This window comes from Streptomyces sp. XM4193 (assembly GCF_023072595.1).
In the GTDB taxonomy this organism is placed as follows: domain Bacteria; phylum Actinomycetota; class Actinomycetes; order Streptomycetales; family Streptomycetaceae; genus Streptomyces.
This window is the reverse complement of record NZ_JALLGK010000006.1, coordinates 222215-248264: the sequence shown is the minus strand read 5'-3', so window position 1 is coordinate 248264 and position 26050 is coordinate 222215. Positions and strand designations below refer to the sequence as shown.

21 protein-coding genes and 1 pseudogene are annotated in these 26050 nt (G+C 71.1%); 19 read left to right on the top strand and 3 right to left on the bottom strand.

Annotated elements, in window-relative coordinates:
* Positions 1-59: 59 nt before the first annotated feature.
* Together thrS and MTQ01_RS17855 are read left to right on the top strand one after the other, a co-directional pair.
* Positions 60-2039 carry a threonine--tRNA ligase gene (gene thrS, locus MTQ01_RS17860; protein ID WP_247491574.1) on the top strand — a complete coding sequence of 660 codons (1980 nt, stop codon included), beginning with the start codon at positions 60-62 and terminating at the stop codon, positions 2037-2039.
* 90 nt (positions 2040-2129) lie between these two features.
* Positions 2130-2690: an HIT domain-containing protein gene (locus MTQ01_RS17855; RefSeq protein ID WP_247491573.1), complete on the top strand. Its 561-nt coding sequence runs from the start codon at positions 2130-2132 to the stop codon at positions 2688-2690.
* Between the two features lie 125 nt (positions 2691-2815).
* Here the strand turns inward: MTQ01_RS17855 and MTQ01_RS17850 are convergent, their stop codons facing one another.
* Entirely contained in the window at positions 2816-4486 is a 1671-nt protein-coding gene (locus MTQ01_RS17850) for a hypothetical protein (RefSeq protein WP_247491572.1), read from the bottom strand.
* A gap of 387 nt (positions 4487-4873) precedes the next feature.
* Between MTQ01_RS17850 and pgsA the strand changes: the two genes are divergently transcribed.
* The 15 genes and pseudogenes from pgsA to MTQ01_RS17775 all read left to right on the top strand — a co-directional run.
* Entirely contained in the window at positions 4874-5653 is a 780-nt protein-coding gene (pgsA, locus tag MTQ01_RS17845; protein WP_247491571.1) for a phosphatidylinositol phosphate synthase, read from the top strand.
* A complete protein-coding gene (locus MTQ01_RS17840) occupies positions 5650-6723 on the top strand; it encodes a phosphatidylinositol mannoside acyltransferase (protein WP_247491570.1) in 1074 nt (357 codons plus the stop codon). The genes pgsA and MTQ01_RS17840 overlap by 4 nt, the downstream gene beginning before the upstream one ends.
* The gene (locus tag MTQ01_RS17835; RefSeq protein WP_247491569.1) at positions 6720-7877 is read left to right on the top strand and encodes a glycosyltransferase family 4 protein; all 1158 of its coding nucleotides are present in this window, start codon (positions 6720-6722) and stop codon (positions 7875-7877) included. The genes MTQ01_RS17840 and MTQ01_RS17835 overlap by 4 nt, the downstream gene beginning before the upstream one ends.
* A 54-nt stretch (positions 7878-7931) precedes the next feature.
* A complete protein-coding gene (locus MTQ01_RS17830; protein WP_247491568.1) occupies positions 7932-8477 on the top strand; it encodes a hypothetical protein in 546 nt (181 codons plus the stop codon).
* Between the two features lie 357 nt (positions 8478-8834).
* Positions 8835-9752, top strand: coding sequence for a pyridoxal 5'-phosphate synthase lyase subunit PdxS (gene pdxS, locus MTQ01_RS17825; protein ID WP_211040185.1), 918 nt, complete (start codon positions 8835-8837; stop codon positions 9750-9752).
* Positions 9753-10000: 248 nt separating this feature from the next.
* Positions 10001-10618, top strand: coding sequence for a pyridoxal 5'-phosphate synthase glutaminase subunit PdxT (gene pdxT, locus MTQ01_RS17820; RefSeq protein WP_247491567.1), 618 nt, complete (start codon positions 10001-10003; stop codon positions 10616-10618).
* A gap of 111 nt (positions 10619-10729) precedes the next feature.
* Positions 10730-11482 (top strand): YebC/PmpR family DNA-binding transcriptional regulator, encoded by a 753-nt coding sequence (locus MTQ01_RS17815; RefSeq protein WP_247491566.1) that lies wholly within the window; start codon positions 10730-10732, stop codon positions 11480-11482.
* 165 nt (positions 11483-11647) lie between these two features.
* Positions 11648-12247, top strand: coding sequence for a crossover junction endodeoxyribonuclease RuvC (gene ruvC, locus MTQ01_RS17810; RefSeq protein WP_247491565.1), 600 nt, complete (start codon positions 11648-11650; stop codon positions 12245-12247).
* Positions 12244-12870, top strand: coding sequence for a Holliday junction branch migration protein RuvA (gene ruvA, locus MTQ01_RS17805; protein WP_247491564.1), 627 nt, complete (start codon positions 12244-12246; stop codon positions 12868-12870). Before ruvC ends, ruvA begins: the two co-directional genes overlap by 4 nt.
* A 163-nt stretch (positions 12871-13033) precedes the next feature.
* On the top strand, positions 13034-14140 hold the full coding sequence (gene ruvB, locus MTQ01_RS17800; RefSeq protein WP_247491563.1) for a Holliday junction branch migration DNA helicase RuvB: 1107 nt from the start codon (positions 13034-13036) through the stop codon (positions 14138-14140).
* Positions 14141-14313: 173 nt separating this feature from the next.
* The gene (yajC, locus tag MTQ01_RS17795; protein WP_247491562.1) at positions 14314-14769 is read left to right on the top strand and encodes a preprotein translocase subunit YajC; all 456 of its coding nucleotides are present in this window, start codon (positions 14314-14316) and stop codon (positions 14767-14769) included.
* Positions 14770-14883: 114 nt separating this feature from the next.
* Positions 14884-16740, top strand: a complete 1857-nt coding sequence (gene secD, locus MTQ01_RS17790) for a protein translocase subunit SecD (protein WP_247491561.1) — start codon at positions 14884-14886, stop codon at positions 16738-16740.
* A gap of 1 nt (position 16741) precedes the next feature.
* Positions 16742-17929, top strand: a complete 1188-nt coding sequence (secF, locus tag MTQ01_RS17785) for a protein translocase subunit SecF (RefSeq protein ID WP_247491560.1) — start codon at positions 16742-16744, stop codon at positions 17927-17929.
* Complete coding sequence (locus MTQ01_RS17780; RefSeq protein WP_247491559.1) at positions 17926-18498, top strand: adenine phosphoribosyltransferase; 573 nt, start codon at positions 17926-17928, stop codon at positions 18496-18498. Before secF ends, MTQ01_RS17780 begins: the two co-directional genes overlap by 4 nt.
* Positions 18499-19045: 547 nt before the next feature.
* Positions 19046-21355 (top strand): annotated as a pseudogene (locus tag MTQ01_RS17775) (bifunctional (p)ppGpp synthetase/guanosine-3',5'-bis(diphosphate) 3'-pyrophosphohydrolase); the annotation flags it as partial.
* A gap of 258 nt (positions 21356-21613) precedes the next feature.
* Here MTQ01_RS17775 and MTQ01_RS17770 read toward each other — a convergent pair.
* The gene (locus MTQ01_RS17770; protein WP_247491557.1) at positions 21614-22843 is read right to left on the bottom strand and encodes a DUF349 domain-containing protein; all 1230 of its coding nucleotides are present in this window, start codon (positions 22841-22843) and stop codon (positions 21614-21616) included.
* Between the two features lie 202 nt (positions 22844-23045).
* Complete coding sequence (locus MTQ01_RS17765; protein WP_247491555.1) at positions 23046-23891, bottom strand: peptidylprolyl isomerase; 846 nt, start codon at positions 23889-23891, stop codon at positions 23046-23048.
* 157 nt (positions 23892-24048) lie between these two features.
* Between MTQ01_RS17765 and MTQ01_RS17760 the strand changes: the two genes are divergently transcribed.
* Together MTQ01_RS17760 and hisS are read left to right on the top strand one after the other, a co-directional pair.
* Positions 24049-24759 carry an MBL fold metallo-hydrolase gene (locus MTQ01_RS17760; protein WP_247491554.1) on the top strand — a complete coding sequence of 237 codons (711 nt, stop codon included), beginning with the start codon at positions 24049-24051 and terminating at the stop codon, positions 24757-24759.
* Positions 24760-24770: 11 nt separating this feature from the next.
* Positions 24771-26030 (top strand): histidine--tRNA ligase, encoded by a 1260-nt coding sequence (gene hisS, locus MTQ01_RS17755; protein WP_247491553.1) that lies wholly within the window; start codon positions 24771-24773, stop codon positions 26028-26030.
* Positions 26031-26050 lie beyond the last annotated feature (20 nt).

Sequence of the window (26050 nt, the reverse complement as noted above, 5' to 3'; positions counted from 1 at the left end):
ACGATTCCTGCGGCGGTCGGCACTCGCCGCCGCTTCCCCGGCGAAACAGGAGAGATCCGGTGTCAGACGTGCGTGTGGCCGTTCAACGCGATTCCGAGCGGGAAGAGCGCGTGGTCACCACGGGCACGAGCGCCGCCGCACTCTTCGAGGGGGAGCGCAGTGTCGTGGCCGCCCGAGTCGCCGGAGAGCTGAAGGACCTCGCGTACGAGCTCGCCGACGGCGACGAGGTCGAGCCGGTCGAGATCTCCAGCCCCGATGGGCTGGACATCCTGCGCCACTCCGCCGCGCACGTGATGGCGCAGGCCGTGCAGGAGCTCTATCCGGAGGCCAAGCTCGGCATCGGCCCGCCCATCAAGGACGGCTTCTACTACGACTTCGACGTGGCGGAGGCGTTCCACCCCGATGACCTCAAGCGCATCGAGAAGAAGATGCAGGAGATCATCAAGCGGGGCCAGCGCTTCTCCCGCCGGGTCACCACCGACGAGGACGCCCGCGCGGAGCTGGCCGACGAGCCGTACAAGCTCGAGCTGATCGGCCTCAAGGGCTCCGCCGCCGAGGCCGCGGACGGTGCCTCCGCCGAGGTCGGCGCCGGCGAGCTGACCATCTACGACAACATCGACGCCAAGACCGGCGAGCTGTGCTGGAAGGACCTCTGCCGCGGCCCGCACCTGCCGACCACCCGACTGATCCCGGCCGTCAAGCTGATGCGCTCGGCAGCCGCGTACTGGCGCGGCAGCGAGAAGAACAAGCAGCTGCAGCGGATCTACGGCACCGCCTGGCCCACCAAGGACGAGCTCAAGGCGCACCTGGAGTTCCTGGCCGAGGCCGAGAAGCGCGACCACCGCAGGCTCGGCACCGAGCTCGATCTCTTCTCCATCCCCGAGGAGATCGGTTCCGGGCTGGCCGTCTTCCACCCCCGCGGCGGCGTGATCCGCAGGGTGATGGAGGACTACTCGCGGCGCCGCCACGAGGAGTCGGACTACGAGTTCGTCTACACCCCGCACGCCACCAAGGGCACGCTCTTCGAGAAGTCCGGCCACCTGGACTGGTACGCCGACGGCATGTACCCGCCCATGCAGCTGGACGAGGGCCAGGACTACTACCTCAAGCCCATGAACTGCCCGATGCACCACCTGATCTTCGACGCGCGCGGCCGCTCCTACCGCGAACTGCCGCTGCGGCTCTTCGAGTTCGGCACGGTCTACCGCTACGAGAAGTCGGGTGTGGTGCACGGGCTGACCCGCGCCCGCGGCTTCACCCAGGACGACGCGCACATCTACTGCTCCCGCGAGCAGATGGCCGACGAGCTGGACTCGCTGCTCACCTTCGTGCTCAACCTGCTGCGCGACTACGGACTCGACGACTTCTACCTGGAGCTGTCCACCAAGGACCCGGAGAAGTTCGTCGGCTCCGACGAGGTCTGGGAGGAGTCCACCGAGGCGCTGCGCCAGGCCGCCCAGAAGCAGGGGCTCGAACTGGTGCTGGACCCGGCCGGCGCCGCCTTCTACGGCCCGAAGATCTCCGTCCAGGCCAAGGACGCCATCGGCCGCACCTGGCAGATGTCCACGATCCAGGTCGACTTCAACATGCCCGAGCGCTTCGACCTGGAGTACACCGCCGCGGACGGCTCCCGCCAGCGTCCCGTGGTGATCCACCGGGCGCTCTTCGGCTCGATCGAGCGGTTCTTCGCCGTGCTGCTGGAGCACTACGCGGGCGTCTTCCCGCCGTGGCTCGCCCCGGTCCAGGCGACCGGCATCCCGATCGGCGACGACCACGTCCCCTACCTGCGCGAGTTCGCCGCACAGGCACGGGCCGAGGGGCTGCGGGTCGAGGTGGACGCCTCCTCGGACCGGATGCAGAAGAAGATCCGCAACGCCCAGAAGGCCAAGGTGCCCTTCATGGTCATCGCCGGTGACGACGACGTCGCCGCCGGGGCCGTCAGCTTCCGCTACCGCGACGGCTCCCAGAAGAACGGGATCCCGCGCGAGGAGGCGCTGGCGGAAATCCGCACCGCGGTCCGGGACCGCGTGCAGATCTGACGGCCGCGCCACCAGGGCGCGGACACAGGCAGGTTCACCGGCAGGCCCGGGGGCAACGACCCCCGGGCCTGCCGGTGCGACGGACGCCATATGCTGGCCGACATGACCAGCGAGCCGGAGCAGCAGATCGGAGTGGGGACACCGGACGCGTTCCAGCGCCTGTGGACTCCCCACCGCATGGCGTACATCCAGGGCGAGAACAAACCCACCGGCTCCGCACCGGGAGACGGTTGCCCCTTCTGCGCCATCCCCGAACGCGACGACGAGGACGGGCTGGTCATCGCCCGAGGGCGGCACGTCTACGCGGTGCTGAACCTCTACCCGTACAACGGCGGCCATCTGATGGTGGTGCCCTTCCGGCACGTCGCCGACTACACCGAGCTGGACGCGGGCGAGACCGCGGAGCTCGCCGACTTCACCAAACGGGCCATGACCGCGCTGCGGGCCGCGTCCGGTGCGCACGGCTTCAACATCGGCATGAACCAGGGCACGGTGGCCGGCGCCGGAATCGCCGCCCACCTCCACCAGCACCTGGTGCCGCGCTGGGGCGGGGACACCAACTTCATGCCGGTCGTCGGGCACACGAAGATCCTGCCGCAGCTGCTCGCCGACACCCGTCGGCTCATCGCCGAGGCATGGCCGACCGACTGAGCTGGTCAGACGCGTGAACGCCGCTGCCGGGAGGGGAGTTGCCCCTTCCCGACAGCGGCGTTCGGCGTTTCGCAGTCGTGCCGGCGCGCTCGCGGCGAGCGCGCCTCAGCTGCGCGGCGGGGGGATCAGAGTCCGTACTCGTCGGGCTTGCCCGGGGTGGCGCCCTGCACCTGTCCGCTGAGGAACTGCGAACGCGCGCCGAACTTCTCCGTGGCGACGCCGTTCTCGGCGAGCACCTTCATCGCGGCCGAGTGCACCACCCGCAGCACCGGTGTCGCAGCGCGCAGCGCGTCGTCCGCCATGAAGCGGTGGCGCCACGGCTTGTCCGCCCAGGAGTGGCGCAGCCCGAACGGCTCCGGCAGCGCCAACTTGCCGCCCAGGTAGTCCAGTACGGGCGGGAACCAGGTCAACGGGGCCCGCGCCGCCAGCCGTACGACCTCCTTGGCGTCCACCAGCGGCAGCGGCACGCTCTTGGTCTCCCAGAACTTGACCGTCTTCGACACCTGCTTGGACTTCGGCGACGGCTTCGTGGTGAAGAGCGGGTGCACCGGGCCCAGCGCGTGACCGGTGACCTCGATGCGCAGCGTGTGGTGCAGGACCGTGACGGTGATGAGCAGCGTCAGCACCAACTGCCCGTCCCACAGGACGAACTGGACACCCAGGTAGTGGCGGTTGCCGCTGCCGAACTGCTGCTCGTTGCAGATGCGCTGGATCTCGTGGTCGCGCACCTGGAAGGAGGAGATCTCCTGGCCCTCCGGCCTGGACACGCCCTTCGCGCCCTCGGGCACCGGCGAGACGACCCAGTGGCGTATCGAGGGCGTGGGGAACCCGCCGGTGTGCAACGGCCCGCGCTCCAGCATCCGCAACTGGTCGTGGATGGACTGGATGACGTCCCAGCTGCGGAACGGGTTGATCTCGTCGACACCCGCGGCCGGGGTCAGCTCCTCGGCGAGCTGCCAGCTGCCCCAGCGGGTGCCCATCCCGAGTATCCCCTTGGGGCCCGCGTAGAAGACGATGTTGCTGTTCTGCTCGGCGGCGAGCTTGGTCAGCGCCTTGCGCAGCCGCTCGGCCTCCTCGTCGTTGGGGTCCTGCGGAACGGCCTCGGGGATCCGCGCGCCCGGGCCGCCGCCCGAGAGCAACCCGCTCCAGAACTCCCGCAGATCGCGGGCGTAGCGCTCGCTGATCCGCTTGGCCAGGAACCAGCCGAGTATCGGGGCCACGAACATGACCCGCAGATAGATGGCCAGCACGCCGTTCACCGGAAGCTGGATCGCGGCGAGGATCACCACACCGGCCAGCAGCGCGAGCGCCGCGAAACCGATCGCTCCGGCGCGCTTGTCCTGTGCGCCGGCCAGCCAACGGCGCAGCTGGAAGCCGAGCAGCCAGATCAGTACGCCGGGCAGGAAGAGCACACCGAGCAGCATCATCACCGCGGTCAGCCGGGCGTCCCTGGCCTTGCGGATCCGGCTGGCGGCCAGGCAGTGGTCGACGATGACCTGCGGGTCGGTGCCGAAGGACTGGATGAGCGGCGCCCTGGCGCCGCCGAGCATCCGGACCTGCACCGCGCGCGCGTACGCCTCGCCCAGATTGGGCTCGAACAGCGAGAGCTTGGGCGGCTTGACCGTGGCGGCGTCGTTCGCGTCGACCAGCTTCTGCACCGGGAAGTCCTGATAGGCCGCGGAGGCGAGCGCCTGCGTCACGGCGGTCTGCCCCGAGGAACCGGACAGCGGAATCTGGGCGCCAGGGCTGAAGTCCACCTCCACGCCCTGCTGCTTGCCGTCGTCGAAACCTGCCACCTGGAGCCCCCAACATTGTCCGCGCGTCCGCACCCAGCCAGTTCCCAACCCGGGGGTGTCGCACACATCCTGCCGGACCGTCAGGGTATCGACGCAGCCGCTCGTGCTGCCGGGCTTCGCGAAACCCGGCAGCACGAGCCGGGAGCGCACGGGGGCGCGGGCCCGGTCGGCGTGCGGTGAGCGGTCCGGTCCGGTCGGCGGTCGCGGTGTGCGGCGGTGACGAACCGGACGCCCGGGGACGTCCTGGTGGGCGCCGGTACGGGGCACGCACCCCGCGCCCGCGGACGGCCGGAGGCGATCCGCCAGCAGCGGCCGGGCGGGCGCTGGCTACGATGGGCCACCCGGCGGCCCACTGCCACCGGGCAGAACCAACACTCCGGGACAACGATGCTGAACAAGTACGCGCGTGCGTTCTTCACGCGTGTCTTCACGCCACTCGCCGCGCTGCTGCTGCGGCTGGGAGTCAGCCCTGACGCGGTCACCCTGATCGGGACCGGCGGGGTGGTCGCCGGAGCGCTCGTCTTCTATCCGCAGGGCGCCTTCTTCTGGGGCACCGTGGCGATCACCGTCTTCGTGTTCTCGGACATGCTCGACGGCAACATGGCCAGGCAGTCCGGCAAGTCGACCCGCTGGGGCGCCTTCCTGGACTCCACCCTCGACCGGGTCGCCGACTCGGCGATCTTCGGCGGCCTCGCGCTGTGGTACGCGGGCCGCGGCGACAGCGTGATGATGTGCGCGGTGGCGATCTTCTGCCTCGCCGGCGGCCAGGTCGTCTCGTACACCAAGGCGCGCGGCGAGAGCATCGGGCTGCCCGTCAACGTCAACGGACTCGTGGAGCGCTCCGAACGCCTGGTGATCACCCTGGTGTGCACGGGACTTGCCGGCTTCGAGGCGTTCGGCGTGCCCTACATCGAGGTGCTGCTGCCGGCCGCGCTGTGGGTGGTCGCCGCCGGCAGCTGCGTCACGCTCGCCCAGCGGGTGGTCACCGTGCGCCGCGAGGCCGAGTCCGCGGACGCGGCCCAGGCACGGACGGAGAGCCGGGAGTCAGCCGCGCAGGAGCGCGAGGCGAGGCGCCGCGAGACGCAGCACCGCACGGGGACGGGGACCAACGGGGCGCGGCGCCGGGCCGCGAAGCCCGACGCAGACCGGGGGAGTGGCACCGCGTGAAGGAACGTCTGACCGACAGCCTGTACGGACTCGGCTGGAGCGTCGTCAAACGCCTCCCCGAACGCACCGCGGTACGGCTGGGGGAGCGCGTCGCCGACCGCACCTGGAAGAAGCGCGGCAAGGGCGTCACCCAGCTGGAGCGCAACCTGGCGCGGGTGCGCCCGGAAGCCGGTGAGCAGGAGCTGAGGGAGCTCTCCAGGGCCGGGATGCGCTCGTATCTGCGGTACTGGATGGAGTCCTTCCGGCTGCCGGCCTGGAGTCAGGAGCGCATCGCCCGCAGCGTCTTCATCCACGAGCTGCACCACCTCACCGACGCCCACGCCGAGGGCCGCGGCGCCGTGCTGGCACTGCCGCACATGGCCAACTGGGACCTGGCGGGCGCCTGGCTCGCCACCCACAAGAACATCCCGTTCACCACCGTCGCCGAGAGGCTGAAGCCGGAGAGCCTCTACGACCGGTTCGTCGCCTACCGCGAGGGTCTGGGCATGGAGGTGCTGCCGCACGAGGGCGGCGCTGCCTTCGGCACCCTGGCGAGGCGGATGCGTGCGGGGGGAGTGGCGGCACTGGTCGCCGACCGCGACCTGTCCTCCTCGGGCATCGAGGTCCGGTTCTTCGGCGAGACCGCGCGGATGCCGGCGGGCCCCGCGCTGCTGGCGCTCCAGACCGGCGCGGTGCTGCTGCCCGTCAATCTCTGGTTCGACGGCACCGAGGTGATGAAGGGCCGGGTGCACCCGCCGGTGGAGGTCCCCGAGACCGGTACTCGTGCGGAGAAGGCGGCGGCCATGACGCAGTCGATGGCGGACGGGTTCGCCGTCGGCATCGCCGAGCACCCCGAGGACTGGCACATGCTCCAGCGGCTGTGGGCAGCCGACCTGGGGAGCCGCCGCACCCCCGGGGCGGGCGACTCCGAGGCGGCCGACTCCGCAGCGCAGGCCCCTGCGGCGAAAGGCACCCGGGGCCCGGGTACCCAGGGCCCTGGCTCCGAGGGGCCGGGCTCCGAGGCGCAGGGCACGGCGGCTGCGGACCGCGGGGCGCGGCCCTCGGCGGCCGGGGAGAGGGAGCTGCCGTGAGGATCGGCATCGTCTGCCCCTACTCCTGGGACGTGCCGGGCGGAGTGCAGTTCCACATCCGCGACCTCGCCGAGCACCTGATCGAGCTCGGCCACGAGGTCTCCGTGCTCGCCCCCGCCGACGACGGCTCCGTGCTGCCGCCGTACGTGGTCTCCGCCGGCCGCGCGGTGCCGGTGCCGTACAACGGGTCGGTGGCACGGCTGAACTTCGGTGTCCTGTCGGCCGCCCGCACCCGACGCTGGGTCAACGAGGGCGACTTCGAGGTGCTGCATCTGCACGAGCCGGCCGCGCCCTCGCTGGCGCTGCTCGCCTGCTGGGCGGCGCGCGGCCCGATCGTCGCCACCTTCCACACCTCCAACCCGCGGTCGCGGGCGATGATGGCCGCCTACCCGATGCTCCAGGCGGCGTTGGAGAAGATCAGCGCCCGCATCGCCGTCAGCGAGTACGCCCGGCGCACCCTGGTGGAGCATCTGGGCGGGGACGCAGTGGTGATCCCCAACGGTGTCGACGTCGACTTCTTCGCCGACGCCGAGCCCAAGGCGGAGTGGCAGGACGGCACGATCGGCTTCATCGGCCGCATCGACGAGTCCCGCAAGGGCCTCCAGGTGCTGATGCGCGCACTGCCGCGGATCCTGCGCGAACGCCCTGGCACCCGGCTCCTGGTGGCGGGCCGCGGCGACGAGCAGGAGGCGCTGGCCGAGCTGCCGCAGGAGTACCGCGACCGTGTCGAGTTCCTCGGCATGGTCAGCGACGAGGACAAGGCCCGGCTGCTGCGCAGTGTGGATGTCTACGTCGCGCCCAACCTCGGCGGGGAGAGCTTCGGCATCATCCTGGTGGAGGCCATGTCGGCGGGGGCACCGGTGCTGGCCAGCGATCTGGACGCCTTCGCCCAGGTGCTGGACGGCGGCAGCGCGGGTCAGCTCTTCCGCAACGAGGACGCCGACGATCTGGCGGCCGCGGCCGTCGAGCTGCTGGCCAACCCCGAACGGCGCGAGGAGCTCCGCGAGAAGGCCTCCCGCCACGTGCGGCGCTTCGACTGGTCGACGGTGGCGGCCGACATCCTCGCCGTGTACGAGACCGTGACGGAGGGCGCCTCGACGGTGGCGGCGGACGAGCGGCCGCGTGCACTGGGCCGGCTGCGCCCCAGGCCCTGAGGCGGCGGGCTCCGATGGACCGGGCGCCGGTGGTGCCGGGTACTGTGGCCCGCCGTGACCACGTTCTACTGGATCTTCTGGGCTGCCGCGGCGCTCGCGTTCATCGGTGTCTACCTCAGCTGGACGGCCGGCCGTCTGGACCGGCTGCACACCCGAATCGACGCCGCCCGCGCGGCACTTGACGCGCAGCTGCTGCGCCGGGCCTCGGTGGCCCAGGAGTTGGCGACCTCCGGGGTCTTCGACCCCGCCGCCTCGATGGTGCTCTACGACGCGGCGCACCACGCCAGGCAGGCCGACGAGGACGGACGCGAGGTCGCCGAGAGCGAGTTGAGCCAGGCGCTGCGCGCGGTCTTCGACGACCGCGAGCAACTGGTCGCGGTGCGAGAGGCGCCCGGCGGACAGGAGAGCGCCCGTGAACTCCTCGCCGCCGTACGCCGCGTCCCCATGGCCCGCCGCTTCCACAACGACGCGGTACGTGCCGCGCGGGCGCTGCGCCGCCACCGCAAGGTGCGCTGGTTCCGGCTGGCCGGTCACGCGCCGTTCCCGCTGGCCTTCGAGATGGACGACGAACCGCCGGTGGTGCTCGCCGAACACGGCTGACACCTCGCGCGTCGGTCCGGCCTTTCTCGGCGCACGGCTTCGCCCCCGTGCCGTGCGCGGGTGCGCACCGGCACGCCCTCGGGCCCGGCTCCGCCATGGAGTGCGCGCGACCGCGGCGGGGCGCCACCTCGGCGGGGCTGCGCCCCGGCGGGCGCGAGCCGCCCCACACTGTGGTCGGGCTGCCACTTCGAACCGGCTGCGGTCCACCTGTGCTCAATTGGCCCTTTCCTGCGGCCGCCCCGGTCGGCTTCCCTCTGAGGTAGCAGTGCAGGCGGTCCGCCCGGTCCGTCGGCCGCTGCACCGAGCGGATCTGTGATGGGTCCGGCCCCTGGTTTCTTCGTCGAGTGAGGTCACACCGTGTCGAGCACGCCCAACAGCACGTCCGCAGCCGCTCCCGAGACCGGCACCGCCCGCGTGAAGCGCGGCATGGCCGAACAGCTCAAGGGCGGCGTGATCATGGATGTGGTCACCCCGGAGCAGGCCAAGATCGCCGAGGACGCCGGCGCGGTGGCCGTCATGGCGCTGGAGCGCGTACCCGCCGACATCCGCAAGGACGGCGGCGTGGCCCGGATGTCCGACCCGGACATGATCGAGGGCATCATCGGCGCCGTCTCCATCCCGGTGATGGCCAAGTCCCGCATCGGCCACTTCGTCGAGGCCCAGGTGCTGCAGGCGCTCGGTGTCGACTACATCGACGAGTCCGAGGTCCTCACCCCGGCCGACGAGGTCAACCACAGCGACAAGTTCGCCTTCACCACTCCCTTCGTCTGCGGCGCCACCAACCTCGGCGAGGCGCTGCGTCGGATCGCCGAGGGCGCCGCCATGATCCGCTCCAAGGGCGAGGCCGGCACCGGCAACGTCGTCGAGGCCGTACGGCACATGCGGCAGATCCGCGGCGAGATCGCCCGTCTCAAGGGCTACGACAACAACGAGCTGTACGCCGCCGCCAAGGACCTGCGCGCCCCCTACGAGCTGGTGCGCGAGGTCGCCGAGCTGGGCAAGCTGCCGGTCGTTCTCTTCTCCGCGGGCGGTGTGGCCACCCCCGCCGATGCCGCGCTGATGCGTCAGCTGGGCGCCGAGGGCGTCTTCGTGGGCTCGGGCATCTTCAAGTCCGGCGACCCGGCCAAGCGTGCCGCCGCCATCGTCAAGGCCACCACCTTCTACGACGACCCGAAGGTGATCGCCGACGCCTCCCGCGACCTGGGCGAGGCGATGGTCGGCATCAACTGCGACACCCTGCCGGAGAACGAGCGCTACGCCTCCCGCGGCTGGTGATCCGCGCCCGTACGACCTGAGCGGCGTACGGGCCGAGCGAGATCCGGGCGGTCCGAACTCCTGTCGGAGCGCGGGCCGCCCGCCGCGTGTGCGGCTGCCCGCCGTGTGCGTGCCGCGTGCCGGTGCGTGCGTCCGCGTGCCGCTGCGTCCGCCGTCCGCCGTGCGCTCGGCGGGCACGGACCGCCGGCTCCCGAGCCGGCGAGGAGAACCGCAAGACCGATGTGTCCCCGAACGATGAGGCGACCTCTGTGAACACCCCAACTCCCCCCGCCGCGCCGGTGATCGGCGTGCTGGCCCTCCAGGGCGACGTGCGCGAGCACCTCGCCGCGCTGACCGGCGCGGGCGCCGACGCACGTTCCGTCCGCCGCCCCGAGGAGCTGGCGGCGGTCGAGGCACTGGTCGTCCCCGGCGGCGAGTCCACCACCATCTTCAAGCTGGCACGCATCTTCGACCTGCTCGAACCGCTGCGCGAGCGGGTGCGGTCGGGGATGCCCGCGTACGGCTCCTGCGCGGGAATGATCATGCTCGCGGACAAGATCCTCGATCCCCGCTCCGGCCAGGAGACGGTCGGCGGAATCGACATGATCGTGCGGCGCAACGCCTTCGGCCGGCAGAACGAGTCGTTCGAGGCCGCCGTGGACGTGGCCGGGGTGGACGGCGGGCCGGTGGAGGGCGTCTTCATCCGTGCACCGTGGGTGGAGTCGACCGGCGCGGGGGTCGAGGTGCTCGCCTCCGTCGAGGGGCACCCGGTCGCCGTGCGGCAAGGGCCGCTGCTGGCCACCTCCTTCCACCCGGAGCTGACCGGCGACCACCGGGTGCACCGGCTGTTCACCGAGATGGTGCTCGCCGCGCGTCCGCAGAGGTGACGAGACCGCACGTATCCGGCGATTCGGGTCCTCGACGGGCCGCGGGGCGGTCGCGGCGTGACGGTAGGATCGAGCGCACTGTTTCTGTAGGTGACATCGAAGGAGCCAGGCGTGTCCGGCCACTCCAAGTGGGCAACCACCAAGCACAAGAAGGCCGTGATCGATGCCAAGCGCGGCAAGCTCTTCGCCAAACTGATCAAGAACGTCGAGGTCGCGGCCCGGATGGGTGGAGCAGACCCCGAGGGCAACCCGACGCTCTACGACGCGATCCAGAAGGCAAAGAAGCAGTCGGTTCCGAACAAGAACATCGACAGTGCGGTCAAGCGCGGTGCCGGTCTTGAAGCGGGCGGAGCCGACTACGAGACGATCATGTACGAGGGCTACGGCCCCAACGGTGTCGCGGTGCTCATCGAGTGCCTCACCGACAACCGCAACCGCGCCGCCTCCGACGTGCGCGTCGCCATGACCCGCAACGGCGGTTCCATGGCCGACCCGGGCTCGGTCTCGTACATGTTCAGCCGCAAGGGCGTCATCATCGTGCCCAAGGGCGAGCTGAGCGAGGACGACGTGCTCGGCGCCGTGCTGGAGGCGGGCGTCGAGGAGGTCAACGACCTCGGCGAGTCCTTCGAGGTGCTGAGCGAGGCCACCGACCTGGTGCAGGTACGCACCGCGCTCCAGGAAGCCGGCATCGACTACGACTCGGCCGACTCCAGCTTCGTCCCCTCCGTGCAGGTGGAGTTGGAGGAGGAGGGCGCGAGGAAGATCTTCAAGCTGATCGACGCCCTCGAGGACAGCGACGACGTGCAGAACGTTTTCGCCAACTTCGACGTCTCCGACGAGGTCATGGCCAAGGTCGACGCCTGAGCCACGGGCGCGCGGCCGGCTCTGCCGGGCCGGGCGCGCCAACTCCCGGTCGGGCCGGGCGGGATGACACACCCGCACCGGCCCGTCGGTGTTGTCAGTGCCGGCCGGTAGCCTGCCCAGCAGCCGACGGCCGGACGGCGGCCGTGGACGACAGGGGAGGGCATCGTGCGTGTGCTCGGCGTGGACCCGGGGCTGACCCGCTGCGGGGTGGGCGTCGTGGAGGGCACGGCGGGCAGGCCGCTGCGGATGGTCGCGGTGGGGGTGGTGCGGACCGATCCCGGCTCCGACATCGCCGAGCGGCTGGTCGGCGTCGAGCGAGGGCTGGAGCAGTGGCTGGAGGAGTACCGGCCCGAAGCCGTCGCGGTGGAGCGGGTGTTCAGCCAGCACAACGTCAGCACCGTGATGGGCACCGCCCAGGCGAGCGCGGTCGCGATGCTCTGTGCCGGCAGACGGGGACTGCCCGTCGCCCTGCACACCCCCAGCGAGGTCAAGGCCGCCGTCACCGGCTCGGGCAGGGCGGACAAGGCGCAGATCGGCGCCATGGTCACCCGCCTGCTGCGGCTGGACGCGCCGCCCAAACCGGCGGACGCCGCGGACGCCCTCGCGCTCGCCATCTGCCACATCTGGCGGGCCCCCGCCCTCAACCGCCTCCAGCAGGCACACGAGATCGCCCGCCGTGCGGCAGCCCCCAACTCCCGCGGCTCCGGGGCGGGTTCGCCCTCCCGGTCCCCGCGGGCACGTACCCGGAAAGGCACCACCACATGATCGCCTTCGTGCAGGGGCCGATCGCGGCGCTCGCGCCCGACAGCGCCGTCGTCGAGGTCGCAGGCGTCGGCCTCGCGGTCCAGTGCGCCCCCTCGACGCTGGCCGGGCTGCGCCAGGGCGAGCCCGCCAGGCTCGCCACCTCGCTGGTCGTGCGCGAGGACTCCCTGACGCTGTACGGATTCGCCGACGACGACGAGCGGCAGGTCTTCGAGCTCCTCCAGACCGCCAGCGGCGTCGGGCCGCGTCTGGCCCAGGCGATGCTCGCCACCCACAGCCCCGACGCGCTGCGCACCGCCGTCGCCGTCGGCGACGAGAAGGCGCTCACGGCAGTCTCCGGCATCGGGAAGAAGGGCGCCCAGAAGCTGCTGCTGGAGTTGAAGGACCGGCTCGGCCCACCCGTCGGTTCCCCCGCGCGGGGCGTCCCGCCCGCGCAGACGCCCGCCGCGGGCTGGCGCGAGCAGCTCCAGGACGCACTGCTCGGCCTCGGCTACGCCGGCAGGGAGGCCGAGGAGGCCGTCGCGACGGTGGCGCCCAGAGCCGAGGCGGCGATCGCCGAGGGAGGCGTCCCGCCGGTGCCGCAGTTGCTGCGGGCCGCACTGCAGAGTCTCAACCGCGCCCGATGAGGCGCCCGTCGGACCCGCCGCCGGCGGGCCCCCGCCCCGTACCGCACCGCACGACCGCCGTGCGGCGCCGCTCGTACGCGGCCCGCTTGCCCGCGGCCCGCTTGCCCGCGGCGCACCCGCCGGTGCCGCAGCCCGTACAGCCCGCCTCGACGAAAGACCACCGATGAACTGGGACGACACCGGCCCCGACGAGAGCGCGACCGCCACCACCGGCGGCGCGGAGGCGAGTGCCGAGCGGCTCGTGGGCAGCGTCGCCGACGGTGAGGACACCGCGGTGGAGGCGGCGCTGCGGCCCAAGGACCTCGGCGAGTTCGTCGGTCAGCCCAAGGTGCGCGAGCAGCTCGACCTGGTGCTCCGCGCCGCCCGGCAGCGCGGGGCCACCGCCGACCACGTACTGCTCTCCGGAGCGCCGGGCCTGGGCAAGACGACGCTGTCGATGATCATCGCCGCCGAGATGGGCGCCCCGATCCGGATCACCTCGGGCCCTGCCATCCAGCACGCCGGGGACCTGGCCGCGATCCTCTCCTCGCTCCAGGAGGGGGAGGTGCTCTTCCTGGACGAGATACACCGGATGTCCAGACCGGCCGAGGAAATGCTCTACATGGCGATGGAGGACTTCCGCGTCGACGTGATCGTCGGCAAGGGCCCGGGCGCGACCGCGATTCCGCTAGAGCTGCCCCCGTTCACCCTGGTCGGCGCCACCACCCGGGCCGGCCTGCTGCCGCCCCCGCTGCGGGACCGGTTCGGTTTCACCGCGCACATGGAGTTCTACGAGGCGGAGGAGCTGGAGCGGGTGCTGCACCGCTCCGCCCGGCTGCTGGACGTCAGCACCGACGAGGCCGGTGCGCGCGAGATCGCGGGCCGTTCGCGGGGCACGCCCCGGATCGCCAACCGGCTGCTGCGCCGGGTCAGGGACTACGCCCAGGTCAAGAGCGACGGCGTCATCACCAGTGAGATCGCCCGCCAGGCGCTGGCGGTGTACGAGGTTGACGAACGCGGGCTCGACAGACTCGACCGAGCGGTTCTGTCGTCGCTGCTCAAGCTCTTCAACGGAGGCCCGGTCGGCCTGTCGACGCTCGCGGTCGCGGTGGGGGAGGAGCGCGAGACCGTCGAGGAGGTGGCCGAGCCCTTCCTGGTGCGCGAGGGGCTGCTGGCCCGTACGCCCAGAGGCCGCGTCGCGACTCCCGCCGCCTGGGCCCACCTGAACCTGACCCCGCCGGCGTCGAGCCGGGCGAACAGCACGGGACAGACCGGACTCTTCGGAATGTGAGCGGACCGCGAGTCGTGGAGATCGACCTCCGCGGAACCCTGGGCGCCTGCTGGACGTTGTTCCACAGGCGTGGGCTCGCTTAGACTCCGCCGATGCCGCCTCCCTCGGGCGGCGACCGACCACCCAAACCCCCAGACCGCTCCCTGGCGGTCACACTAAGGACCTCTTCCGCCGTGGATATCGTAGTTCTCTTCCCCCTCCTCCTGCTCATCGGCGCCATGTTCATGATGACGAGGTCTGCGAAGAAAAAGCAGCAGCAGGCCATGGAGATGCGCGACCAGGTGCAGCCCGGCACCGGCATCCGGACGATCGGGGGCCTGTACGCCCGGGTGAAGGAGATCGGCGACGACACGGTCCTCCTCGAGCTCGCCCCCGGTGTGCACGCGCACTTCGCCAAGAACGCCATCGGCGCCGTGCTGGAGGACGACGAGTACAACGCGATCATCAACCCCCAGGCCGCCGAGCTCGACAGCGACGGCACTGTCGTTCCCGACGACGCCTCCTCTCTGACCGACTCCGACACCTCCAAGCCGAACATGGTGAAGGACAGCGACGACGACGCGGCGGACGCCACCGACACGGACGCCTCGTCCGACGACACCAAGAAGAAGGGCGACGACTCCAAGTAGCCGTCGACAGCCGCGGGTTCGTCGAGCGCCGCGGCCCGCTGTCGTATCGCACACCGCTTCGTTCCGGCTCGGTAGTCACCGTGCGCGGGCGGCTGGACAGGGAGACACGAGAAGGTGGCAACACCGAAAAAGCGCCGCAGGGCGACCGGGGGGCAGGGAGCACCGGTGCGTGCCCTGCTGCTGATCTTCGCGCTGATGGGAATCCTCGTCGGCGGCATGTTCCTCGCCGGCACGCCCACACCGCGCCTGGGAATCGACCTCGCCGGCGGCACCAGCATCACGCTGACCGCGCAGAAGCAGCCCGGCAAGGAAGACGCGGTCAACGCCGCGAACATGAACACCGCGGTCTCCATCATCGAGCGCCGTGTCAACGGCCTCGGTGTGCAGGAGGCCGAGGTGCAGACGCAGGGAAGCGACAACATCGTTGTCAACATCCCGCGAGGCACCAACGAGAAGCAGGCCCGCGAGCAGGTGGGTACGACGGCCGAGTTGGGATTCAGACCGGTGCTGGCAGCAGCACCGGCCACCCCGCCCGGCGAGGAGACCCCCGGCGCCGATGACGGCGCAGAGGAGGGCGACAAGGGCGACGGCGAGAAGTCGGGCGACGGCTCCGGCGACAAGGGCGACGGTGAGAAGTCCGGCGACAAGGACGAGGACACCGACAAGGAGAAGGCCGACGGTGACAAGGCCGGCGACGACTCCTCCTCCGGCCCGAGCCCCCAGGGCGGCGTCACCGAGCAGACCGCGCTGAAGGCGAACGAGACCGAGTCGCCCAGCGCCGACGACTCCCCCTCCCCCTCTCCGAGCGACAAGGAGAAGGAGCAGAGCAGGGACCCGCCGGCGCAGGAGGACGGCGGAGTGCCGCCCGAGGTGGGCAAGCAGTTCGAGAAGCTGAACTGCACCAGCGACAAGGCCCGCGCGAAGATCAACCGCGCGGTCGCCGAGGCCGAGAACAAGGACACCGTCGCGGCCTGTGAGGAGGGCGGCGCGGCCAAGTACATCCTCGGCCCGCTCGCCGTGCCCGGCACCAACGTGGACGGCGCCAGCGCCGTCTTCAACCAGCAGCGCGGCCAGTGGGTCGTCAACGTGGAGTTCACCTCCGCCGGTTCCAAGCAGTTCGCCGACACCACCTCGCGCATCAGCCGACTGCCCCAGCCGCAGAACCAGTTCGCCATCTCCCTCGACGGAGAGGTCGTCTCCGCCCCGAGCGTCAGCGAGCGCATCTCCGGCAGCGCCGAGATCTCCGGCAGCTTCAAGCAGCAGGAGGCCGATGACCTGGCCAACGTGCTGAAGTTCGGCGCGCTGCCGATCAGCTTCAACGAGTCCAGCGTCAGCACCGTCTCGCCGATGCTCGGTGGCGAGCAGCTCGAGGCCGGTCTGATCGCGGGCGGCATCGGCCTCGCGCTGGTCGTGGTCTACATGGTCCTGTACTACCGCGGCCTGTCCCTGATCGCGCTCGCCAGCCTCATCGTCTCCGGCGTCCTGACCTACGCGCTGATGTCGCTGCTCGGGCCCGCCATCGGCTTCGCACTGAACCTCCCGGCGGTCTGCGGCGCGATCGTGGCCATCGGTATCACCGCGGACTCGTTCATCGTCTACTTCGAACGGATCCGGGACGAGGTCAGAGAGGGCCGTACGCTCAAGCCCGCCGTCGAGCGGGCCTGGCCGCGCGCCCGACGCACCATCCTGGTCTCGGACTTCGTCTCCCTGCTCGCCGCCGTCGTGCTCTTCGTGGTCTCGGTCGGCAAGGTGCAGGGCTTCGCCTTCACCCTCGGCCTGACGACGCTCCTCGACGTGGTGGTGGTCTTCCTCTTCACCAAGCCGGTGATGACGTTGCTGGCGAGGAAGAAGTTCTTCTCCGGCGGTCACCCGTGGTCCGGGCTCGACCCCAAGCGCCTCGGCGTTTCGCCTCCCATCCGGCGGACGCGTCGTCCCGCCGCCGCCGTTTCCTCCGACCCGAAGGAGGCGTGAGATGTCACGACTCGGTGACCTCGGTGCTCGCCTCTACCGCGGCGAAGCCGGTTACGACTTCATCGGCAAGCGCTTCATCTGGTACGGCGTCTCGATCCTCATCACGATCCTGGCGTTCGCCGGTCTGGGCCTGAAGGGCCTGCACATGGGCGTGGAGTTCTCCGGGGGTGCGGTCTTCACCACCCCGGAGGGCAGCAGCATCTCGGTGGAGGAAGCCCGCGAGACGGCACAAGAGGCCGCGGGCAACCTCCCGCTGGTCCAGGAGCTCGGCAACGGCTCGCTGCGGATCCAGGTCTCCGACCTGGACACCGAGGAGTCCACCGTGGTCCGCGAGCAGCTCGCCGAGCGCATGGACCTCGACCCGCAGCAGATCAACGCCGAGCTGGTCGGCCCCAGTTGGGGTTCCCAGATCGCCAACAAGGCCTGGCAGGGCTTGGCGATCTTCATGGTGCTGGTGGTGATCTACCTGGCGATCGCCTTCGAATGGCGAAAGGCGGTCGCGGCGCTGATCGCGCTGATCCACGACATCACCATCACCGTCGGCGTGTACGCGATTGTCGGCTTCGAGGTCACGCCGGGCACGGTGATCGGCCTGCTGACGATTCTCGGTTACTCCCTCTACGACACGGTCGTCGTCTACGACGGCCTGAAGGAGACCACGCACAACTACCGGAAGCAGACCCGCTTCACCTACGCGGAGCTCGCCAACCGCAGCCTCAACGCCACCCTGGTGCGTTCGATCAACACCTCGGTGGTGGCCCTGCTGCCGGTCGCCGGCCTGCTGTTCATCGGCGGCGGCGTACTCGGCGGCGGCATGCTGAACGACATCGCGCTCTCGATCTTCGTGGGCCTGGCAGCCGGTGCGTACTCCTCGATCATGATCGCGACGCCGCTGGTCTCCGACCTCAAGTCGCGCGAGTCGGCCATCAAGGCCCATGACCGCAGGATCCTGGCCAAGCGTGCCAAGGCCGAGAAGGCCGAGGACGGCACCGCCGAGGACGCCGGCGCGGACGAGGCGGAGACTGACGAGGACGACGCGCAGGACGAGGGCGACGAGGGCGCTGCCGCCTCCGGCGAGGACGTGCCGGAGCCTCGGGCCAGGGCGACGGCCGGTAGCGGCGCGGGCCGCTCCACACGGTCGGGATCCCGGTCGCGCGGCCGGGGCAAGTCCTCTGGGAAGCGGCGATGACCCGCCCCGCAGCCACCGCCGAGGGCTCTGCGGAAGGGCTGGGCGATCTGCTGCTCAGTCGTATCCGCGATGTCCCCGACTACCCGAAGCCCGGTGTGGTGTTCAAGGACATCACCCCGCTGCTGGCCGACCCGGCCGCGTTCGGCGCGCTCACCGAGGCGCTGGTCGAGCGGTGCGTCGCACACGGGGCGACGAAGGTGGTGGGCCTGGAGGCCCGCGGCTTCATCCTGGCGGCGCCGGTGGCACTGCAAGCCGGTGTCGGCTTCGTTCCGGCGCGCAAAGCGGGCAAGCTGCCCGGTCCGACCCTGGGCCAGAGCTACGCCCTGGAGTACGGCACGGCCGAGATCGAGATCCACGCCGACGCGCTGACCGCCGAGGACCGTGTGCTGGTCGTCGACGACGTCCTCGCCACCGGTGGCACCGCGGAAGCGTCCGTGCAGCTGGTACGTCGGGCGGGTGCGCAGGTGGCCGGCGTCTGTGTGCTGCTCGAGCTCGGGTTCCTCGACGGCCGGGAGCGGCTTGCTCCCGCGCTGGAGGGCGCCGCGCTGGAGTCACTGGTGCGCATCTGACCTGCTGAGCCGGACGAAGGACCGGGGGAGGCGGCCACACGGCCCGCTTCCCCCGGTCCTTCTCCGTTTCCGCTCCCGGCCACCGCCGCTCCCGGCCACCGGGCCTCCCGAGCCGTGCGGCGCATCCGAAGCCCGCGGCCCCGCCCGCCGAACACCTTGCCCACCAGCGGCGGAGAACGCCCGGGGCACCGGCCAGGGTGGTGTGGAGCACGGCTCGCTACCATGGCTGTCCGACCGATCCCTGGCCGGGACAGCTAGAGGAGTGCTCTTGCCGGACGAGGCCCAGCCGCCCACCGCGACCCAGCGACCGGATTCCGGTGCGCCCACGGGCAGTGGCGCGCACGCACCGGACGTGAACTCCGACGCGACGTCGACGGGCGCGGGCCCGCGCCCGGCCTCCGGGGCGAGCACGCGCGGGGACCAGTCCGCCGCGCGCGGCGCCAAGCGCAGGGCGCAGGGTGCACAGGCGTCGCCGACCGAGTCCGCCGAGTCCTCCGCCGAGCCCGCGTCCGCCGCGGACCAGGGCCGGGCCGTCTCGGGCGTCTCCGGGCGCTACGGCTCCTCGAACCGGGTGCGCGCCCGGCTGGCCAGGCTCGGCGTGCACCGTTCCAGCCCGTACAACCCGGTGCTGGAGCCGCTGCTGCGGATAGTGCGGGGCAACGACCCCAAGGCCGACACCGCGACCCTGCGCCAGCTCGAACGCGCCTACCAGGTCGCCGAGCGGTGGCACCGCGGCCAGAAGCGCAAGAGCGGCGATCCGTACATCACCCACCCGCTCGCGGTCACCACGATCCTCGCCGAGCTCGGCATGGACCCGGCGACCCTGATGGCCGGTCTGCTGCACGACACGGTGGAGGACACCGAGTACGGACTGGACACCCTGCGCCGCGACTTCGGCGACCAGGTGGCGCTGCTGGTCGACGGTGTCACCAAGCTGGACAAGGTCAAGTTCGGCGAGGCGGCGCAGGCCGAGACGGTCCGCAAGATGGTCGTCGCGATGGCCAAGGACCCGCGCGTACTGGTCATCAAGCTCGCCGACCGGCTCCACAACATGCGCACCATGCGCTTTCTGCGGCGTGAGAAGCAGGAGCAGAAGGCCCGCGAGACGCTGGAGATCTACGCCCCGCTCGCCCATCGACTGGGCATGAACACCATCAAGTGGGAGCTGGAGGATCTGGCCTTCGCCATCCTCTACCCGAAGATGTACGACGAGATCGTGCGCCTGGTGGCCGAGCGTGCGCCCAAGCGGGACGAGTACCTGGCCACCGTGATCGACGAGGTCCAGGCCGATCTGCGCGGGGCCCGCATCAGAGCGACGGTCACGGGCCGACCGAAGCACTACTACAGCGTCTACCAGAAGATGATCGTCCGCGGTCGGGACTTCGCGGAGATCTACGATCTGGTCGGCATCCGCGTCCTGGTGGACACGGTCCGTGACTGCTACGCGGCTCTCGGCACCGTGCACGCGCGATGGAACCCGGTCCCCGGCCGGTTCAAGGACTACATCGCGATGCCGAAGTTCAACATGTACCAGTCGCTGCACACGACGGTGATCGGCCCCGGCGGCAAGCCCGTCGAGCTGCAGATCCGCACCTTCGACATGCACCGCCGCGCCGAGTACGGCATCGCGGCCCACTGGAAGTACAAGCAGGAGGCCGTCGCGGGCGCCTCCAAGGTCCGCACCGACGTGCCGAAGAAGGCGGGCAAGGGCGGCGACACGCTCAACGACATGGCGTGGCTGCGGCAGTTGCTGGACTGGCAGAAGGAGACCGAGGACCCGGGCGAGTTCCTGGAGTCGCTGCGCTTCGACCTCTCCCGCAACGAGGTCTTCGTCTTCACCCCGAAGGGTGACGTGATCGCGCTGCCCGCCGGCGCCACCCCCGTCGACTTCGCGTACGCGGTGCACACCGAGGTCGGGCACCGCACGATCGGCGCCAAGGTCGGCGGTCGCCTGGTGCCGCTGGAGTCCACCCTCGACAACGGCGACACCGTGGAGGTCTTCACCTCCAAGGCGTCCGGGGCGGGCCCGTCCAGGGACTGGCTGGGCTTCGTCAAGTCCCCGCGGGCGCGCAACAAGATCAGGGCGTGGTTCTCCAAGGAGCGCCGCGACGAGGCGATCGAGCACGGCAAGGACTCCATCGTCCGCGCCATGCGCAAGCAGAACCTCCCGATCCAGCGCATCCTGACCGGCGACTCGCTGGTGACGCTGGCGCACGAGATGCGCTACCCGGACATCTCCTCCCTCTACGCCGCGATCGGCGAGGGGCACGTGACCGCGCAGAGCGTGGTGCAGAAGCTCGTCCAGGCGCTGGGCGGCGAGGACGAGGCCAGCGAGGACATCGCCGAGACCTCGCCGCCGATGCGCGGCGGCAGGGGCGAGAAGCGCCGCTCGAACGCCGACCCCGGCGTCATCGTCAAGGGCGTCGACGATGTGTGGGTCAAGCTCGCGCGCTGCTGCACCCCGGTGCCCGGCGACCCGATCATCGGCTTCGTGACGCGGGGCAGCGGAGTGTCCGTGCACCGTGCGGACTGCCTGAACGTCGACTCCCTGGCCCGGGAGCCCGAGCGGATGCTCGACGTGGAGTGGGCGCCGACGCAGTCCTCGGTTTTCCTGGTCGCCATCCAGGTCGAGGCGCTGGACCGCTCCCGCTTGCTGTCGGACGTCACCAGGGTGCTGTCCGACCAGCACGTCAACATCCTCTCGGCGGCGGTGCAGACCTCCCGGGATCGGGTGGCGACCTCGCGCTTCACCTTCGAGATGGGCGACCCCAAGCACCTCGGCCACGTACTGAAGGCGGTGCGCCGGGTGGAGGGTGTCTACGACGTCTACCGGGTCACCTCCGCCCGCCGCCCCTGACCGAAGCGCGGCTCCTGGCCGGACCCGGGCCTCACCGGACCCGGGCCTCACCGGACCCGGGCCTCACCGGACCCGGGCCTCACCGGACCCGGGCCCCAGCGGGCCGCTGCTCGGCAGCCTCCCGGGGACGGACGCCGCTCACCGGGCCCTCGCCGGACCCGGGCGCTCACCGAACCCTCGCCCGGCGGCGCGAGCGCGAAACGCGGTGGGGCCCCGATCCGCGATCGGGGCCCCACACACGCACGCAGTACGGGCAGTTCAGCCGCCGAACTCCTCCAGGCCCTTCAGCGCCTGGTCCAGCAGCGCCTGGCGGCCCTCCAGCTCGCGCTCCAGCTTCTCCGCCTTGGCGGTGTTGCCGGCGGCCCGCGCCTTCTCGATCTGGCCGCGCAACTTGTCGACCGCGTCCTGGAGTTGACCGGTCAGACCCGCGGCGCGCGCCCGTGCCTCCGGGTTCGTGCGCCGCCACTCGGCTTCCTCGGCCTCGGTGATGGCGCGCTCGACGGTGTGCATCCGGCCCTCGACACCGGCCTTGGCGTCCCTGGGCACGTGACCGACGGCGTCCCAGCGCTCGTTGACCAGACGGAACGCGTTGCGGGCCGCCTTGAGGTCGGTGACCGGGAGCAGCTTCTCGGCCTCGGCCGCCAGCTCCTCCTTGCGGGTCAGATTCTCCCGCTGCTCGGCGTCCCGCTCGGCGAACACCTCGCTGCGCGCCTGGAAGAAGACGTCCTGGGCGCCGCGGAAGCGCTGCCACAGGTCCTCTTCGTGCTCGCGCTGCGCCCGGCCGGCCGCCTTCCACTCCTGCATCAGCTCGCGGTACTTGGCCGACGTCGGGCCCCAGTCGCGCGAGCCGGAGAGCGCCTCGGCGTCGGCGACCAGCTTCTCCTTGCGCTTCCTGACCTCCTCGCGCTGGCTGTCCAGCGCCGCGAAGTGGCCCTTGCGCCGCTTGGAGAAGGCGGACCTGGCGTGCGAGAAGCGCTGCCACAGCTCGTCGTCGCTCTTGCGGTCCAGCCGGGGCAGGCCCTTCCAGATGTCCACCAGTGCCCGCAGCCGCTCACCGGCCACCCGCCACTGTTCGCTGGCGGCCAACTGCTCCGCCTCCGCGACCAGTTCCTCCTTGCGCTGCTTGGCCTCCTCGGACTGCTTGGCCTTCGCGGCCCTGCGCTCCGTCCGGCGCGACTCGATCGTCTCCGTCAGCTTGTCCAGGCGCCGGCGCAGCGCCTCGAGGTCGCCGACGGCGTGGTGGGCGTCCACCTGCTCGCGGATGTGCGAGACGGCCGTCTCCGCGTCCTTGGCGGACAGGTCCGTCGTCTTCACACGCCGTTCCAGGAGGTCGATCTCCACGACCAAACCCTCGTACTTGCGCGTGAAGTAGGCGAGGGCCTCGTCCGGAGAGCCGGCCTGCCACGACCCGACCACCTTCTCGCCGTCGGCCGTCCTCACGTATACGGTCCCCGTCTCGTCGACGCGGCCCCACGGGTCGCTGCTCACAGCGCCTCCTCCACATGACGCCGGCGGGCCCCAAGACCCCCGGCATCGTCCACAGTTGTCGTCCGGCAGAGCGGCGCGCCCGCCGAGGCGGGCCGGCCGCGCCCTGCGCAACGCCCAACATAGGCGAAGCACGAAGGGCTGTCCGCACAGCGCGCGAGCCGACTGCCGGTGCCCGGCACGGCGCGGCCCGCCGTGCGGACGGTCAGTCCGCGCTGACCGTCGCCTTGTTGATCACCACGGTGGCGTTCGGCGAGGTCGCGCTGATCTCCTCGTTGTCGTAGGAACCAGCCTCTGCGATCTTCCGCAGTACGTCCATCCCCTTCGCGCCCTCGCCGATGGTGCCGAACGGCGTGTAGTCGGGCGGCAGCGGGCTGTCCTCGTACACCAGGAAGAACTGGCTTCCGCCGGTGTCGCGCCCCTCGTCCTGTTGGGCGTTGTAGGTGTTGGCCATCGCGACGGTGCCCGCGGGGTAGACGTCGTCCTGCACCTCGGGGGCGTCGAGGTTCTCGTCCGGGATGTTGTAACCGGGGCCGCCCTGGCCGGTGCCGGTCGGATCGCCGCACTGGAGGACATGGATGCCCTGGTCCACCAGCCGGTGGCACCGGGTGTGGTCGAAGTACCCCTCGCCGGCGAGGAAGTTGAAGGAGTTGACCGTGCGGGGCGCCTTCTCGGCGTCGAGGGTCAGCTCGATGTCGCCGCAGGTCGTCGCCAGCTTCATCCGGTACGAGGCGTCCTCGTCGATCGAGACCTTGGGCTCCTTGTCCCACTGCTTGCCGTTCGGCTCGCCGCCGGCGGGCTTCTCGCAGGGGTCCTTCGCCTCGCGCTCCTCACCGCCGTCCCCGGTGGCCGCGGTGTCCGCAGGGTCGGAGGTGCCGGTGAACGCGGACACCCCGGCCCACACGACCGATCCGGCCAGCACCATCGCCAGCACGGCCGCGACCGAGGCGTTGCGGACCTTCCTGCGGCGCTGGGCGGCCCGCTCCTTGTCCAGCCTGCGCTGCCGCTTCTCCCGCGCCAGCTGCTTCCGCCGTTGCTCACCGCTGACCACGAGAAGACTCCTTCGAACTCCGAACGCCCCGCGGGGCGTCCACGCAAAATCGGGAACAGCCTGGACGGGCCGGGAGCGAACTGGTTCGCACCGGCACCGCCGCCGCCGGTAAGCTCGCGGTCACCGCGATTCTCTGCCGGACGACTGAAGGACGAACGTGCTCATTGCCGGGTTCCCAGCAGGCTCCTGGGGGACCAATTGTTATCTTCTCGCCCCGGCGGCCGGTGAGGAGTGCGTCATCGTCGACCCGGGCCACCAGGCCGCCGCGGGCGTCGAGGAGGCCGTCGCCAAGCACCGGCTGAAGCCGGTGGCGGTCATCCTCACCCACGGCCACATCGACCACGTCGCCTCGGTCGTGCCCGTCTGCGGAAGCCACGACACCCCGGCCTGGATCCACCCCGCCGACCGGTACATGATGAGCGAGCCCGAGAAGGCGCTGGGCCGCAGCTTCGGCGACCGGCTGCTCGGCGAGCTCACCGTCGGAGAGCCGGACGAGGTCAACGAGTTGACCGACGGCGCCGTGCTGAAGCTGGCAGGGATGGAGCTGACCGTCACGCATGCGCCCGGCCATACCAAGGGGTCGGTGACCTACGGTCTCCCCGAGCAGGCGGACATCCCGCCGATCATGTTCGCGGGCGACTTCCTGTTCGCCGGCTCCATCGGACGCACCGACCTGCCCGGCGGCGACCACCAGGAGATGCTGGCGTCCCTCGCCCGCGTCTGCCTCCCCCTGGACGACGAGACGGTCGTCCTGTCCGGGCACGGTCCCCAGACCACCATCGGCCGTGAGCGCGCCACCAACCCCTTCCTGCGGGAGCTGGCCGCCGGAGGCGAGGACCTGCCGTCCGCGCCTCGACGAGGAATGTGACGAGACCTTCCGTGAACACCTTCTCCGCCCCCAAGGGCACCTACGATCTGCTGCCGCCGCAGTCCGCCGAGTTCCTCGCGGTGCGCGAGGCGATCTCCGCACCGCTGCGCCGGGCCGGTTACGGCTACGTCGAGACACCCGGTTTCGAGCAGGTGGAGCTGTTCGCCCGAGGCGTGGGCGAGTCCACCGACATCGTGACCAAGGAGATGTACACCCTCACCACCAAGGGCGGTGACGAGCTCGCACTGCGTCCCGAGGGGACCGCCTCGGTGCTGCGCGCCGCACTCCAGGGGAACCTGCACCGCGGAGCCCTCCCGGTGAAGCTGTGGTACTCCGGCTCCTACTACCGCTACGAGCGCCCGCAGGCCGGCCGCTACCGGCACTTCTCACAGGTCGGCGCGGAGGCGCTGGGCGCCGAGGACCCGGCGCTGGACGCCGAGTTGATCATCCTGGCCGCCGACGCGTACCGCACGCTGGGTCTGCGCCGGTTCACGCTGCTGCTGAACTCGCTGGGCGACCGCGAGTGCCGCCCCGTCTACCGTGCGGCGCTCCAGGACTTCCTGCGCGGCCTCGACCTCGACGAGGAGACCCGCGCCCGGATCGAGATCAACCCGCTGCGGGTGCTGGACGACAAGCGCGAGAGCGTCCAACTGCAGCTGGCCGATGCGCCGTTGATGCGCGACCACCTCTGCGAGGGCTGCAAGAGCTACCACGAGCAGGTGCGCGAGCTGCTGACGGCGGCCGGTGTGGAGTACAGCGACGATCCGCGACTGGTGCGCGGGCTGGACTACTACACCCGTACGACCTTCGAGTTCGTCCACGGCGGTCTGGGCTCGCAGTCCGCGATCGGCGGCGGCGGCCGGTACGACGGCCTGGCCGAGATGATCGGCGGCCCCGCCCTGCCCTCGGTCGGCTGGGCGCTGGGGGTCGACCGGACGGTGCTCGCGCTGCGCGCCGAGGGCGTGGAGCTGCCGGCCGGCGACACCACCGAGGTGTACGCGGTGCCGCTCGGCGAGGAGGCCAGGCGGTCGCTGTTCTCGGTGGTCACCGAGCTGCGCCGCGGTGGCGTGGCGGCCGACTTCGCGTACGGCGGCAAAGGCATGAAGAACGCCATGAAGTCCGCGAACCGCTCCGGCGCCCGTTACGCGCTCGTTCTCGGTGAGCGCGACCTCGCCGAGAACGTCGTACAGCTCAAGGACCTGGAGAGCGGCGAACAGACCGCCGTCGCCCTCGATTCGGCAGTCGATCACGTGCTGACGAAACTCCATTGAGGTCGTGGTCGTTGAGGCAC

Bases quoted from the DNA above. Each gene is read 5' to 3' on its own strand.
- MTQ01_RS17855 (WP_247491573.1), top strand. From the start codon at position 2,130: ATGCTGGCCGACATGACCAGCGAGCCGGAGCAGCAGATCGGAGTGGGG.
- pgsA (WP_247491571.1), top strand. From the start codon at position 4,874: ATGCTGAACAAGTACGCGCGTGCGTTCTTCACGCGTGTCTTCACGCCA.
- ruvA (WP_247491564.1), top strand. From the start codon at position 12,244: ATGATCGCCTTCGTGCAGGGGCCGATCGCGGCGCTCGCGCCCGACAGC.
- ruvB (WP_247491563.1), top strand. From the start codon at position 13,034: ATGAACTGGGACGACACCGGCCCCGACGAGAGCGCGACCGCCACCACC.
- secF (WP_247491560.1), top strand. From the start codon at position 16,742: ATGTCACGACTCGGTGACCTCGGTGCTCGCCTCTACCGCGGCGAAGCC.
- MTQ01_RS17780 (WP_247491559.1), top strand. From the start codon at position 17,926: ATGACCCGCCCCGCAGCCACCGCCGAGGGCTCTGCGGAAGGGCTGGGC.